At 43.6% G+C, this 15,050-nt stretch carries 12 protein-coding genes; all 12 read left to right on the top strand.

Annotated features, from left to right (window positions below):
- Positions 1-50: 50 nt before the first annotated feature.
- The gene (locus tag BLR84_RS13280; protein WP_090468645.1) at positions 51-1,559 is read left to right on the top strand and encodes a TolB family protein; all 1,509 of its coding nucleotides are present in this window, start codon (positions 51-53) and stop codon (positions 1,557-1,559) included.
- A gap of 302 nt (positions 1,560-1,861) precedes the next feature.
- Positions 1,862-2,776, top strand: coding sequence for a sugar phosphate isomerase/epimerase family protein (locus BLR84_RS13275; protein WP_090468644.1), 915 nt, complete (start codon positions 1,862-1,864; stop codon positions 2,774-2,776).
- Between the two features lie 176 nt (positions 2,777-2,952).
- On the top strand, positions 2,953-3,507 hold the full coding sequence (locus BLR84_RS13270; protein WP_090468642.1) for a gluconate 2-dehydrogenase subunit 3 family protein: 555 nt from the start codon (positions 2,953-2,955) through the stop codon (positions 3,505-3,507).
- A gap of 2 nt (positions 3,508-3,509) precedes the next feature.
- Positions 3,510-5,222: a GMC oxidoreductase gene (locus tag BLR84_RS13265; protein WP_090468641.1), complete on the top strand. Its 1,713-nt coding sequence runs from the start codon at positions 3,510-3,512 to the stop codon at positions 5,220-5,222.
- A 322-nt stretch (positions 5,223-5,544) separates the two neighbouring features.
- Complete coding sequence (locus tag BLR84_RS13260; RefSeq protein ID WP_090468639.1) at positions 5,545-7,224, top strand: GMC oxidoreductase; 1,680 nt, start codon at positions 5,545-5,547, stop codon at positions 7,222-7,224.
- Between the two features lie 30 nt (positions 7,225-7,254).
- Positions 7,255-8,685, top strand: coding sequence for a Gfo/Idh/MocA family protein (locus BLR84_RS13255; protein WP_090468637.1), 1,431 nt, complete (start codon positions 7,255-7,257; stop codon positions 8,683-8,685).
- Positions 8,686-8,825: 140 nt separating this feature from the next.
- Positions 8,826-9,392, top strand: a complete 567-nt coding sequence (locus BLR84_RS13250) for a gluconate 2-dehydrogenase subunit 3 family protein (RefSeq protein WP_090468635.1) — start codon at positions 8,826-8,828, stop codon at positions 9,390-9,392.
- A gap of 94 nt (positions 9,393-9,486) precedes the next feature.
- Complete coding sequence (locus BLR84_RS13245) at positions 9,487-10,638, top strand: Gfo/Idh/MocA family protein (RefSeq protein ID WP_255366935.1); 1,152 nt, start codon at positions 9,487-9,489, stop codon at positions 10,636-10,638.
- A 7-nt stretch (positions 10,639-10,645) separates the two neighbouring features.
- Entirely contained in the window at positions 10,646-11,698 is a 1,053-nt protein-coding gene (locus tag BLR84_RS13240) for a sugar phosphate isomerase/epimerase family protein (RefSeq protein ID WP_090468631.1), read from the top strand.
- A gap of 184 nt (positions 11,699-11,882) precedes the next feature.
- Positions 11,883-13,190, top strand: coding sequence for an MFS transporter (locus BLR84_RS13235; RefSeq protein WP_090468629.1), 1,308 nt, complete (start codon positions 11,883-11,885; stop codon positions 13,188-13,190).
- Between the two features lie 141 nt (positions 13,191-13,331).
- Complete coding sequence (locus tag BLR84_RS13230; RefSeq protein WP_090468627.1) at positions 13,332-13,772, top strand: c-type cytochrome; 441 nt, start codon at positions 13,332-13,334, stop codon at positions 13,770-13,772.
- A gap of 28 nt (positions 13,773-13,800) precedes the next feature.
- A complete protein-coding gene (locus BLR84_RS13225; RefSeq protein WP_090468624.1) occupies positions 13,801-15,048 on the top strand; it encodes a nucleoside permease in 1,248 nt (415 codons plus the stop codon).
- Positions 15,049-15,050 lie beyond the last annotated feature (2 nt).

The raw sequence follows: 15,050 nt of genomic DNA, 5'->3' as shown, positions 1-15,050 counted from the left end.
TTATAACTTAGTGAGGCCAATTATATAGTGTAATATAAACACCCAAACCCATGCGTAGCAAAATACATAGCCTGTTTTTCTGTCTGCTCTGTTTTATTATTCTTCTTAACCAAAAAGCAATTGCCCAGGCTTCGTCCACTGGGATATTTGATGATCAAAGTGATGTAGGTATTGTAAAACATAAAGGCAGTTTACAATACGACCCTAAATTACAGCAATACCACCTGGAAGGTTCCGGAGCTAATATATGGGCCACCAGCGATGCCTTTCATTTTGTGTGGAAGCGCATGAAAGGCGATTTTATATTGCGCACCAATGCCGCTTTTATAGGTAAAGGGGTAGAGGAGCACCGTAAAGTTGGTTTAATGATTCGCAGCACACTTGATTCCAATTCCAAACATATTAACGCGGTTGTTCATGGCGATGGTTTAACATCATTGCAATACCGCAAAACGGTAGGTGGTATTACCGAAGAGAAAAAATCAAGCCTTACCGCTGCCAATGTGATCCAATTGGAGCGGAAGGGCAATACCTACACCATGTCTGTAGCCCGCAAAGGCGATATGTTTGTGACCGAAGAAGTAAGCGATCTTGACCTGGGCGATGAGGTTTATGTAGGTATATTTATCTGTTCACACAATGCCAATGTAACCGAAAAAGCCACCTTTAATAATGTGCGCATCGTAGTACCGGCCCCGCCAACGCTGGTTCCGTATAAACAATACCTGGGCAGCAGTATTGAATTGCTTGATCTGGCAACGCAAAACAGTACTGTTATTTACCAATCGCCCAAATCATTACAGGCACCCAACTGGATGCACGATGGGCAATCGCTTATTTATAACAGCGAGGGGTCTTTATATAAATTCAACCTTAAAACCGGGAAACCGGCTGTGTTGAACACTACCCCGGCCAAAAATAATAATAATGACCATGTGCTATCATTCGATGGCAAAATGCTGGCTATCAGTAGCAACGATGGCGGTCCGTCAATTGGTTATACTGTACCTGTTACCGGTGGTAAGGCCAAAAGAGTATCCGCTGTAGGTGTGGGCGCGAGTTATATGCACGGCTGGTCGCCGGATGGTAAGTACATTGTATTTTGCGGCGAACGCAATAAAGAATTTGATGTATACCGGATCCCTTCGGGCGGGGGAAAAGAAGTAAGGTTAACCACGAGCTCCGGTTTGGATGATGGCCCGGAATATACACCCGATGGTAAATACATTTATTTTAACTCCGTACGCAGCGGACTGATGCAGGTTTGGCGTATGAAAGCCGATGGCAGCGAACAAACGCAGATCACCAGTGATGACTACAACAACTGGTTTCCGCATGTATCACCCGATGGTAAATGGATCTGCTATATCACCTTCCTCAAAAACGAAGTGGAACCCGGCGATCACCCTTTTTATAAACACGTGTTCATCCGGGTAATGCCGGTTGGTGGTGGTCCATCCAAAGTGGTGGCCTATTTGTATGGCGGGCAGGGTACCATCAATACCCCCTCATGGTCGCCGGATAGTAAGCACATCGCGTTTGTGAGCAACTCGCAGTGAAAAGAGTCAAGAGATAAGAGTCAAGAATCAGGAAAGAAATGCAGTGAAAAAGAGTCAAGAGATAAGAGTCAAGAATCAGGAAAGAAATCAAAAAAATTGAAGGTGAAAAAATATGCGAAAATCACCTTAATTAAATCAAAGTGATAAATTGAATTAAATGAAACAAAATAACCTAATATGTAGCTATCTTGTCTCTTGATTCTAATATCTTGATTCTTTTTTGAAATATGTAGCTATCTTGTCTCTTGATTCTTAACTCTTGATTCTAAGATTCCAAATTATAACCTTAATACATCATATCAATGCAAACCTCCCGCAGATCATTTTTAAAAACGAGCGCAGTAGCCTTAGCGGGCGCGGCTTTATTACCGGATCATTTACTGGCCTCAGAAAAGCACCTGCAGCGTGTGGGTGTACAGTTGTACAGCGTGCGCGATGCCATGAAAGTTGATCCGAAAGGAACGCTAAAAAAACTGGCCGATGCAGGTTATCACCATGTAGAGCATGCCAATTATGTCGACCGTAAATTTTATGGTTATACTGCAAAGGAGTTTAAAAAAATAATAACCGATCTGGAAATAAAAATGCCAAGCGGCCATACTGTAATGACAGCCGAACATTGGGATACCGCCAAAAACGATTTTACCGATGCCTGGAAATACACCGTGGAGGATGCTGCTACTGTTGGCCAGCGTTACGTGATCAGTCCGTGGTTGGATGAAAGCCTGCGTCATGATACCGACAAGCTGAAACGCTTTATGGAGCAGTTTAACAAATGCGGGGAACTGTGTCAAAAATCATCTATGAAATTTGGGTACCATAACCACAACTTTGAAATCAGTACCAAAGTAGGAGATATCACCCTGTATGATTTTATTATTCAAAACACCGATCCGGCTTTAGTTGCCCAGCAAATGGATATTGGCAATATGTTCAGTACCGGTGGGGTAGCGCTTGATTTTATCAATAAATACCCGGGTCGTTTTGAATCATTACACGTAAAAGATGAGATCAAAGTAGCTCCTCGTGCTGATGGTGATGATACCGAAAGCACTGTATTGGGCCAGGGTGTACTGCCGGTTAAAGAAATTGTAAGAGCAGCGAGCAAAAAAGGTGGTACGGTTCTGTTTATCATTGAGCAGGAAGCCTACCAGGGAAAAGATCCGGTTGATTGTGTAAAAATTGATTTACAAATCATGAAAAAATGGGGTTATTAATATTATTAAGGTAATTTCACCATACAATAAATTTCCAAACCGACTCTTTTTAGTGGTTAAAATTATTAAGTTTGAAAATCGTTTTATAAACCAAGGTTCATTTATTAAGCCCATACGCCTGTACGCGTTTTAAAGTACAGGTAGCTTAACTAAGAGCTGCTAAAACCATTTACCATATGCACAGGCGTATAGCTATAAAGAATTTAGCTTTAATTATTGGGGGCGCTGCTTTATTACCGTCATGTGTACATGAAAATGGTAAAGCATCTGTCAAACTGACCAATTTGAACATCAGTGCCGACCAGGAAAAGCTGATAGGTGATATGGCCGAAACCATCATCCCCAAAACCAGCACACCTGGAGCTAAGGACCTGCAGTTGCATTTATTTGTGTTGAAAATGGTTGATGATTGCGCCACCAAAAAAGATCAACAGGCTTTTATGACCGGTATAGGCCAATTTAATGACTATGTCCGAAAACGTTATAGTAACTCATTTAGCGATTGTACTGTAAAGCAACGCGAGCAGATACTGTTGAATATTGAAAAGGATAAGGACCCTAAAAGCAGTACCTATTCTGCCGAATTAAAAACTTTTTATGGCGCGGTAAAAGGGCAAACGGTGAATGGGTACACCACTTCAAAATACTTTATGACCAAACAAGTGGTATATGAATTGGTACCCGGCAGGTACAACGCGTTTTACCCGGTTAAGCAAAAGCAAACAGCATAAACATGGCTAATTTAAATACAGATAGTATTAAAGATCGCACTTTTGATGCTATCGTAATAGGTTCGGGAATGAGTGGAGGCTGGGCTGCTAAGGAGCTTACCGGGAAAGGGCTTAAAACCCTGATGCTGGAGCGTGGCCGCGACGTAAAGCACATTAAGGATTATCCTACAACCAATATGTATCCCTGGGAGTTTGAACACCGCGGCGAAATGCCTATGGCTGTTCAGGAAGCCAATCCCATCGTAAACCGTTGCTATGCCTTTCATGAAGATGCCGCCCACTTTTTTGTAAAAGATAAAGAACACCCTTATATACAGGACAAACCTTTCGACTGGATCCGTGGATACCAGGTAGGGGGTAAATCATTACTTTGGGCTCGCCAAACCCAACGCTGGAGCGATTTTGACTTTGAAGGCCCAGCCCGCGATGGTTTCGCGGTCGACTGGCCCATCCGTTACCAGGATATCGCGCCGTGGTATAGTTATGTAGAAAAATTCGCGGGTATATCAGGCAATAAAGATGGCCTGGCCGAACTACCCGACGGTGAGTTTTTACCCGCTTTTCCGCTTAACAGCGTAGAGCAGTATTTTAGTAAACACGTTAAAAGTAAATATGGCCGCCATGTGATCAGCGCCCGTTGTGCGCATCTGTCAAAACCCAACCAGATTCATCTGGATCAGGGCCGGGCACAATGCCAGGAACGTATTCTTTGTCAGCGCGGTTGCCCCTTCGGCGGATACTTCAGCGCCAATGCTTCAACCATTCCCTGGGCATTAAAATCGGGCAATCTAACCTTAAGACCGCATTCGGTGGTGGAATCTATCATCTATGATGATAAAAAAGGTAAAGCTACCGGCGTTCGTGTGGTGGATGCCAATACCAAAGAAACGATTGAATATTACGCTAAGATCATATTTGTGAATGCGGCGGCTATGAACACTAACCTGGTGTTGCTTAACTCTACATCGCATCGTTTCCCAAATGGTTTGGGTAATGATAGTGGCGTACTGGGTAAATATGTGGCTTTCCACAATTATTCGGCACATATCAGCGCGCAATATGATGGCATGCTGGAGTGGACTACCGACGGTCGTAACCCGGCAGGCGGCGGTTATATCCCCCGGTTCAGGAACCTGCATAAGCAGGAAACCGACTTTTTACGCGGTTATGCTTCTGGTTTCAGCGCGTACAGATGGAAGCAACAAAACTGGGATGGTGTAGGCAGCGACTTTAAAGACAACCTGGCGAAGGGTGAGCTGAGTCCATGGCATGTAGGATCGCACATGATGGGCGAAACCATACCTAAAGAAGCTAGCTATGTGAAACTTGACGATAAATTAAAAGACGAATGGGGTGTGCCGCTATTGAAAATATCCATGGATTATGACGATAACGACGCCAAAATGAAGAAGGATTATATTGAGCAGTTAACCGAAATGTTCACCAGTGCCGGTTTTACCAATATTAAAGCCGAAAGCGACAATCGTGCGCCGGGTTTGGATATTCATGAAATGGGCGGCGCACGCATGGGCAACGATCCTAAAACATCGGTATTGAATAAATGGAACCAGATGCACGCGGTTAATAATGTGTTTGTAACCGATGGAGCCAGCATGACATCAACCTCATGCCAAAACCCATCTTTAACTTACATGGCCTTTACCGCCTGCTCGGCAGACTATGCAGTTAGTGAAATGAAAAAAGGTAATATATAAGTAATGATGTAACCTAAATTGTATTTATACTTTTCGGGTTGATGTTTTTAGAAACTTATTGATATATAATAGTTTGTGTTTTTTAAAGATGGTTTTATTTTAAATTTTTAGTATATAAATAGGTAATGCAATTAGGTGATGGTTACTTAGAGCAATGGGAGCATGAGTTCCCATATACCAAAGCTAAACAGCTTAATTGTTATAAACCAACGACAGATTTCAGTGTGTAAAAAAAACACAATGTAATATTTGTAAAATAATTTTTATTCATACATTTAGCGGGATAACCAAGTACTAAACAAATTCATTTAACCGAATAAATATGTCTGCAAACACTTATGACGCTATAGTCATTGGCTCAGGAATTTCAGGCGGGTGGGCTGCCAAGGAACTAACAGAAAAGGGTTTAAAAACCATTATGCTGGAGCGTGGTCGTAACATCGAGCACATTAAGGATTATGTGAACGCTAACAAAGCGCCGTGGGAATTCCCGCATCGTGGCGGGCGTACACAAAAAATGATCGATGATTACCCGGTATTAAAACGCGATTACCCCTTAAACGAAACCAATCTGGATTATTGGGCAAGTGATAAAGACAGTCCGTACACGGAAGTAAAAAGATTTGACTGGTTCCGTGGTTATCACGTAGGTGGTCGTTCATTGATGTGGGGCAGGCAATCATACCGCTGGGGCGATACTGATTTTGAAGCCAACCTGAAAGATGGTATTGCTGTGGACTGGCCTATCCGTTATAAGGATATCGCTCCGTGGTACAGCTATGCTGAGAAATTTGCAGGTATATCAGGCAACAGGGATGGTTTGGCCATTTTACCTGATGGAGATTTTATGCCGCCGATGGAATTGAACGTTGTTGAAAAAGATGTTGCCAAAAGATTAAAAGAATACTATAAAGAAGAAAGGGCTATGATCATTGGCCGTACAGCCAATATCACTGTGCCACATAATAATCGTACTAATTGCCAGTATCGTAATAAATGCTGGTTGGGTTGTCCGTTCGGGGCTTACTTCAGCACACAATCGGCTACTTTACCTGCGGCTATGGCTACCGGTAACTTAACCGTTCGCCCGTGGTCAATCGTTACCAAGATCTTGTACGATAAGGATACCAAAAAAGCCAAAGGTGTAGAGGTACTGGATGCCGAAACTAACCAAACCTATGAATACTTTGCCAAAGTGGTATTCCTGAACGCTTCTACTATCAATTCTGCCTGGATCCTGATGAATTCAGCAAATGATGTTTGGGAAGGTGGCTTGGGAAGCAGCAGCGGCGAATTGGGTCATAACCTGATGGATCACCACTTAAATGTTAATGCATGGGGACATGTAGAAGGCTATGAGGATAAATACTATTTCGGGCGCCGGGCAAATGGGTTTTACATTCCGCGCTTTGCCAATCTGGGTAACGATAAACGCGATTTTATACGTGGTTTTGGTTACCAGGGTGGTGCAAGCCGCGAAGGATGGAGCCGCGATATTGCCGAATTGAGTATAGGCGGCGCCTTTAAAGACGCGCTTACCGAGCCTGGTTCATGGTCAGTAGGTATGGGCGGCTTTGGCGAAACATTGCCTTATCATGACAATAAAGTGTTCATTGATAAAACCAAGAAAGATAAATGGGGACTTCCGGTCATTGCCATTGACGCAGAGCTGAAAGACAATGAGAAAAAGATGCGTATTGCGATGGAAAGCGAAGGAAAGGCCATGCTAGAAGCGGCAGGTATTAAAAATGTACAAACAAGCAGCAAAAACCCATATTTAGGCCGTGGTATCCATGAAATGGGCACCGCTCGTATGGGCCATGATCCAAAAACATCCGTATTAAACAAGTGGAACCAGGTTTGGGATGCCAAAAACGTATTTGTTACCGATGGTTCTTTCATGACATCGGCAGCCTGCCAAAATCCGTCACTTACTTATATGGCCATGACCGCCCGTGCAGCTAACTACGCGGTTGATGCCTTGAAGAAAAACGAGATCTAAATTAACCGGATATCCAAAATATACAAACCAATGACTGAAGAACAGGACAAAAGTACTCCCGACGCCTCCAGACGGGATTTTCTTAAAAAAGGTACATTAGCCGCGGCAAGTTTCATGATCGTTCCGCGTTTTGTGCTGGGCGGCAAGGGTTTTATAGCACCCAGCGACAAACTGCTTATTGCCGGTGTAGGCGCGGGCGGTAAGGGTCAGAGCGATATTGCCAATTTCTACAAAAGTGGAAAAGCCGAGATCGCTTTTCTATGCGATGTAGACGATAGAAGGTCGGCAAATTCACGTGCTAAATTTCCTAAAGCCAAATATTATAAAGACTGGCGCGAGATGTATGATAAAGAGTCAAAACATTTTGACGCGGTATCAGTTTCGACACCAGACCATAACCATGCTTTAATTGCCTATCATGCTATGCAGCTGGGCAAACACGTATACGTTCAAAAACCATTAACCCACGATATCTGGGAAGCCCGTTTATTAACCGAAGCGGCAAAAAAATATAAAGTAGTTACGCAAATGGGTAACCAGGGATCATCAAATGATGGTACCCGCCTGATGTCGGAATGGTATGATGCCGATCTGATTGGTGATGTGCACACCATTTACTGCTGGACAAACCGTCCGGTATGGCCTCAGGGTATTGCCTGGCCTCAGCCTGCAAAAGAGATCCCAAAAGAACTGGATTGGAACCTGTGGTTGGGTACAGCGCCTAAAAAAGATTACGTAGATAAACTGGTGCCATTTAACTGGCGTGGATGGTGGGATTACGGAACCGGTGCTTTGGGCGACATGGGCTGTCACCTGGTTGAAGCTCCGTTCCGTGTATTGGGTTTACAATATGTAAAAGACGTACAGGCCAGTGTAGGCAGTGTGTATGTTGATGAGTTTAAACAAGGTCATTTCCCTGAGAGCTGTCCTCCATCAAGCCACATCACCTTAACTTTCCCTAAAACCGAGAAAACAAAAGGCGATGTTACCATGCACTGGATGGATGGCGGTATTATGCCAGAAAGACCTGTTGAATTAGAAGCTAATGAGAAATTTGGCGGCGAAGAAGGTAATGGTACATTATTTATCGGTACAAAAGGTAAAATGTATGCCAGCACTTATTCAGACGCGGCAACTTTGTTACCAAAATCGTTAACTGCAAGCGCCAACGCGCCTCAGAAATGGAAACGTGTACCAGGCGGTGCCGAAGGCCACTATGCACAATGGGTTGAAGGCTGTTTGGCCGGATATGGTAAAACAGAACTAAGCTCATCATTTGATAAAGCTGGTCCGCTTACCGAAGCCTTGTTAATGGCTAACCTTGCAGTGCGCGGTCATGACCTTAAAGGTGGCCAGGTAAAATTGCTATGGGATAACAAAGCTATGAAAGTGACCAACTTTGAAGATGTTAACCAATACATCCAAAGGGATTATCCTGATGGATTTAAACTAAAAGCATAAATTAATTTTGAATTAGCGATTTAGTGAATTAGTGATTGTGGAAAGCAGATTTTATCAATCACTAATTCTATATTTAGATTCACTAATTTAATAACTAAAATAATTCACTAACTCACTAATTCAATAAATCACTAAATAAAATGAATAGAAGAGAAGCTTTAGGCAGGGTTGGATTGATACTGGGAGGTACCATAATCGGCGCTGAGTTTTTTATCTCGGGTTGTAAACCAAGCTCCAAAAAAGTGAACGAATTGTTTGATGAGAACAACGTAGCTTTATTTGATGAAATTGGCGAAACCATTTTACCTGCTACCAGCACACCGGGCGCCAAAGCCGCCGCTATAGGCAATTTTATGGCCATGATGGTTCAGGATTGCTATAAACCCGAAGATCAGAAGGTATTTGTAAAAGGTATCTCCGATTTGGACGAGGCCAGCAAGAAAAAATTCAGCAAATCGTTTATGGAAGCCGACGCTAAACAGCGTACCGAATTGCTTACCGAACTGGATGCCGAACAAAAGAACTACACCAAAAGCAAAAAGCCCGAAGATCCGAACCATTACTTCCGGATGATGAAAGAGCTAACCCTGCTGGGTTACTTTACCTCCGAAGTTGGTGCAACCAAGGCCCTGCGCTACATTGCTGTACCCGGACATTATGACGGCAACGTGCCCTACAAAAAAGGTGATAAAGCCTGGGCTACTTAAAAAATTAGTTATTAGTTGATTAGGTGAGTGGAGAATGGTTATAAGCTCATGCAACCACTCACCAATCGATTGAATTAACCACTCACTAAAAAGAATGAAACTAAGATTAGGAATGATCGGTGGCGGGCAGGGTGCGTTTATTGGCGCCGTGCACCGCATAGCCGCGCGCATAGATGGTGAATATGAACTGGTTTGCGGCGCTTTTAGCAGTAATGCAGAAAAATCACAAACCAGCGGTTTGTTACTGGGGCTACCTGCCAACCGCATCTACAATTCATACACCGAACTCATCGAAAAAGAAAAACAACTGCCAGAGAACGAGCGTGTACAGGTGATCAGTATTGTAACACCAAACCACGTACACTTCGCTCCAACAAAAATGGCACTGGAAAACGGTTTTCATGTGGTGTTAGATAAACCCATGACTTTTTCTTTAGCCGAAGCCAAAGAGCTGGATAAAATAGTAAAGGCTACAGGCAAATTATTTTGCCTTACCCATACCTATACCGGCTACCCGATGGTTAAAGAGGCCAAACAATTGATTAAAGCAGGAAAATTAGGCACTATCCGCAAAGTATATGTAGAGTATCCGCAGGGATGGCTCAGCAGCTTTCTGGAAGGTGATGATAATAAACAGGCCTCATGGCGCACCGATCCGGGTAAAAGCGGTATTGCGGGTGCCATGGGCGATATTGGTACCCATGCCTTTAACCTGGCCGAATATGTGACAGGCTTAGAGGTAACACAAATTTGTGCCGATATCAATATTGTGGTGGCTGGTCGTAAGTTAGACGACGACGGCGCTGCACTACTCAAATTTAACAACGGCGCAAGCGGCGTACTAACCGCCACACAAATTGCCGCCGGCGAAGAAAATAATGTTAAAATACGTGTTTACGGCGAAAAAGGCGGATTGGAATGGCACCAGAGCGATGCTAATTCCCTTACCGTAATGTATACCGATAAACCCATGGAAGTATGGCGCACTGGCGGTGGTTACACCAGCTCGTTCGCGCAGCATAATACCCGTACACCGGCTGGTCACCCCGAAGGTTACCTGGAAGCCTTTGCCAACCTGTATCGCAACTTTGCTTTAACCGTTAAGGCAGGAATCGAGGGTAGAACAGCAACACCTGAAGAATTGGATTTCCCCGGAGTAAAAGAAGGCGTACGCGGCATGGCATTTATTGAAAATGTGATCGCCTCGGGCAAATCAGATAAAAAGTGGACCGAATTTTCTATTTAAAAACATTATGACAACTATAAAAGGACCAGCCATATTTTTAGCGCAGTTTATAGGCGATACCGCGCCATTTAACAGTTTGGAATCAATTTGTAAATGGGCCGCGGGCCTGGGTTACAAAGGCGTTCAGCTGCCAACCAATGATGTCCGTTTTATCGACCTGCAAAAAGCTGCCGAAAGCAAGACCTATGCCGATGAGATCAAAGGTATTGTGAACGCTGCCGGATTAGAAATAACCGAACTGTCAACCCACCTGCAAGGTCAGCTGGTAGCCGTAAACCCGGTTTACGATTCGCTTTTTGATGCCTTCGCGCCAGAGGCTTACCGTAATAACCCGGCCGCCAGACAAAGATGGGCGGTACAACAACTGAAATATGCCGCAGAAGCATCAAAAAATTTAGGGCTTAATGCTTCTGTTACCTTTAGCGGCGCCTTGCTTTGGCCAATGGTGTACCCATGGCCGCAACGGCCTGCAGGTATAGTAGATACCGGTTTTGATGAACTGGCCAAACGCTGGACACCGATCCTGGATGTGTACGAAGACAACGGCATCGACCTTTGCTACGAGATTCACCCGGGAGAAGACCTGCATGACGGTATCACCTATGAAATGTTCCTTGAAAAAGTGAACAATCATAAGCGTGCGAACCTGCTGTATGATCCATCTCACTTTGTATTGCAGTGTTTGGATTATTTAGAATATATCGATATCTATCACGAACGCATTAAAATGTTCCACGTAAAGGATGCTGAATTTAACCCGACAGGTCGTCAGGGTGTTTATGGTGGTTACCAAAACTGGGTCGACCGTGCAGGCCGTTTCCGCTCATTGGGTGATGGTCAGGTTGATTTTAAAGGGATCTTCAGCAAATTAACCCAATATGATTATAAAGGATGGGCCGTATTAGAATGGGAATGCGCGCTTAAACATCCCGAAGATGGGGCAAGAGAAGGTGCCACATTTATCAAGGATCATATCATCAGGGTTACTGAACGTGCCTTTGATGATTTCGCCGCGTCAGGTTCTGATGAAGCTTTTAACAGGAAAACGCTGGGGATATAAACACCCCCTCTAATAAAATGAAGTCATCCCGAATTTATTTCGGGATCCCACGTGCAAGGTAGGCTGTACGCAGATCCTGCATGTGGGATGTTGAAACAAGTTCAGCATGACTGCATTCTCATATGATAAAAGCATTATATTTGAGATACCAATTAACCAATTAATTTAACCTAAATATCTTTAAATGCAAGCCATTAACCGTACACAGCTTTTCAGGGCCAGTTGTTTATCCCTGTTGGTAACATCATTATCCTTTGGTATCCGCGCGGGTATATTGAACGACCAGGGTGTCAGATTTCATTTGAACGCCTCAGAACTGGGCACCATTGCTGCAACGGCTTTTTGGGGCTTCCCATTAGCTATCATTGTGGGTGGCTTTATTGTAGATATCATCGGCATGAAAAAATTGCTGGTATCGGCTTTTGTTTTTCATCTAATAGGTATTTTGCTTACTATTTTCGCCAACGGATATTGGACCCTGTTCCTTTCGACATTGATGATCGGTATTGCCAACGGCACGGTCGAGGCTTCCTGTAATCCTTTGGTGGCTTCTTTATATACCGATAATAAAACTACCAAGCTTAACCACTTTCACTTGTGGTTTCCGGCAGGTATCGTTATCGGTACGTTGATCGTATTTGGGCTGGATAAAGCTTTGGCTCATGGCGTATCTCCAAAACCTTACTGGATCTCACAGCTGGAAGTTGCTATTATGCTCATCCCTACCTTGGCTTATGGTTTTCTTTTCTCCAAATTACAATTCCCGGTTACAGAGCGGGTATCTGCAGGCGTAAGCACAAGCGATATGTATGTGTCATTGATGAACCCGTTGTTTCTGTTCATGATCATATGTATGTTTGGTACAGCTATAACAGAACTGTTTACCAATCAGTGGACGGATGTGTTGTTCAAAACAGTTACTGACAATGCTATCCTGATTCTCACTTTCGTGGCATCGGTACAGGTATTGGGCAGGGCGTTTGCTGCTCCTATTGTGCATCGCCTGGCTCCGCAGGGCGTGCTGCTTATTTCGGCTATCTTATCGGCACTGGGAATTTACCTGATGATTCATTTGCACGGTGATGCCATTTATTTTGCAGCCGTTGTTTTTGGATTGGGTGTAGCCTTTTTCTGGCCATGTATGATAGGTTTTGTGGCTGAAAACCTGCCACGCACAGGAGCCGTCGGTTTAAACCTGATGGGTGGTGCAGGCATGTTTGGGGTATCTATTTATATGATATTTATGGGTGGCCATTATGATACTATTATGGCTCAGAAACTTCCGGCAGGTGCCAGTTTGGACGCCTATCGGTCGGCAGCCGCAGGTACGGATATGGCTAAAGCTTTTGATGCTGCCCGGTCAGCCGCCGGTCCTGAAGTGCTAAATACTACCCTCATTATCCCTGTGGCATTGATAGTTGCTTTTGCCGCTTTGGTGTTTTACATGCGCGGCAAGAAAAAAAGTGAACCATTAAGCACAGTTACCGTGTAAAAAGTACACTGATTATGATAAAAAATTGTATTTTTCACCCTAGTTAATCACAACCAAAAAAACAGAAGTAAACCGGCAGGAGTAATAAGCTAAAACAGATATGCCCCTGTCAGGTTATTATTAAAAAAACAAAAAACACTCATGAAAAAGGCTTTTTTTATTCTTTGTATCAGCGCGGTAGTAACAGCATGTGGCAGTAATTCATCAACTAAAGGTGGTAGCGACAGCACCAGCGCGGCAAACCAAACCGCAAAAGCTGCTGATGCTAATGCTGATACAGTTGTTGCAAAAACAGGTACAGAAGCGGCAGGCGGATCAGCAGGCTCAGCTAAAGGCGAAAGTTTAATAGCGGCAGCTGATTGCAATACCTGCCATAAAGTGGATACCAAAATTATAGGTCCTGCGTTTCAGGATGTGGCTGCTAAATACCCGGCTACCGAAACCAACATTGAAACTCTGGCTAAAAAAGTTATTGACGGTGGTAAAGGTAACTGGGGAGATATCCCGATGACACCACACCCAACCGTATCATTAGACGATGCCAAAGAAATGGTTAAATACGTTTTGTCTCTGAAAAAATAACCTGATTTTATCTTCTTAAAAAACAACTATGACCACTGGAATCAGGGTAAAACTTTCTGCCATGATGTTCCTCGAATTTTTTATTTGGGGAGCATGGTTTGTAACACTGGGCGCATTTTTAGACAAAACATTGCATGCCACAGGCGTTCAGGCCGGATCTGTATTTTCAACCCAATCATGGGGAGCTATTATCGCGCCTTTTATTATTGGCTTAATTGCCGACAGGTATTTTAACGCCGAAAAAATATTAGGTATACTGCATATCTTGGGTGCTGTATTAATGTACCAGATGTACAAGGCCCCGGATGTAGCTGGATTTTATCCATACGTGTTGGGGTATATGGTGCTGTATATGCCAACGCTGGCGCTGGTAAATTCCGTTTCATTTAATCAGATGACCGATCCGGAGAAAGAGTTTTCTTCTATCCGTGTTTGGGGAACCGTAGGGTGGATATTGGCGGGTATATTGATCAGCTATTTGTTCCACTGGGATTCTCAAAATGGTATTGCACAGGGCTTTTTAAAAAATACCTTCCTGATGGCAGGAATTGCCTCCCTGGTTTTAGGTTTATTCAGTTTCACGTTACCAAATACTCCGCCTAAGGTAGCCAAAGGCGAAAAAATAAGCGTTGGTCAGTTATTAGGCTTTGATGCCTTGAAATTGTTAAAGGATAAGAATTTTGCCATATTCTTTGTAGCTTCTATCCTGATATGTATCCCATTAGCGTTTTATTACCAGAATGCAGGCGCATTTTTAGCCGACATTAAGGTTGATAACCCTACCGGAAAAATGACCATTGGTCAGGCTTCGGAAGTCTTGTTTTTGCTTTGTTTGCCTATTTTCTTTAAGAAATTCGGGTTTAAAAAAACGATCCTGGTGGGTATGCTGGCATGGGCTGTTCGGTATGCGATGTTCGCTTACGGTAACGCCGGCGAATTGAGCTTCCTGCTGATTATAGGCATCGCGCTTCATGGCGTTTGTTATGATTTTTTCTTTGTTTCCGGACAGATCTATACAGATTCAAAAGCCGGCATTCAATATAAAAGCGCTGCCCAGGGTATGATAACCCTGGCTACCTATGGCGTTGGTATGTTGATCGGGTTTTATATTGCCGGATTAATTTCCGACAGTTATAACAGCCCTGCCGGGCACGATTGGAAAATGATATGGCTGATACCTGCCGGTATCGCGGCCGTAGTATTTATCCTGTTTGTATTGTTCTTTAAAGATCAAAAAGATAACGTAGCTATTAACGAATCTGCAACTAATAACTAAAC

This window comes from Mucilaginibacter sp. OK268, from assembly GCF_900103125.1.
In the GTDB taxonomy this organism is placed as follows: domain Bacteria; phylum Bacteroidota; class Bacteroidia; order Sphingobacteriales; family Sphingobacteriaceae; genus Mucilaginibacter.
The sequence above is the reverse complement of the archived record's forward strand: the minus strand, read 5'-3'. Positions and strand labels throughout refer to the sequence as shown.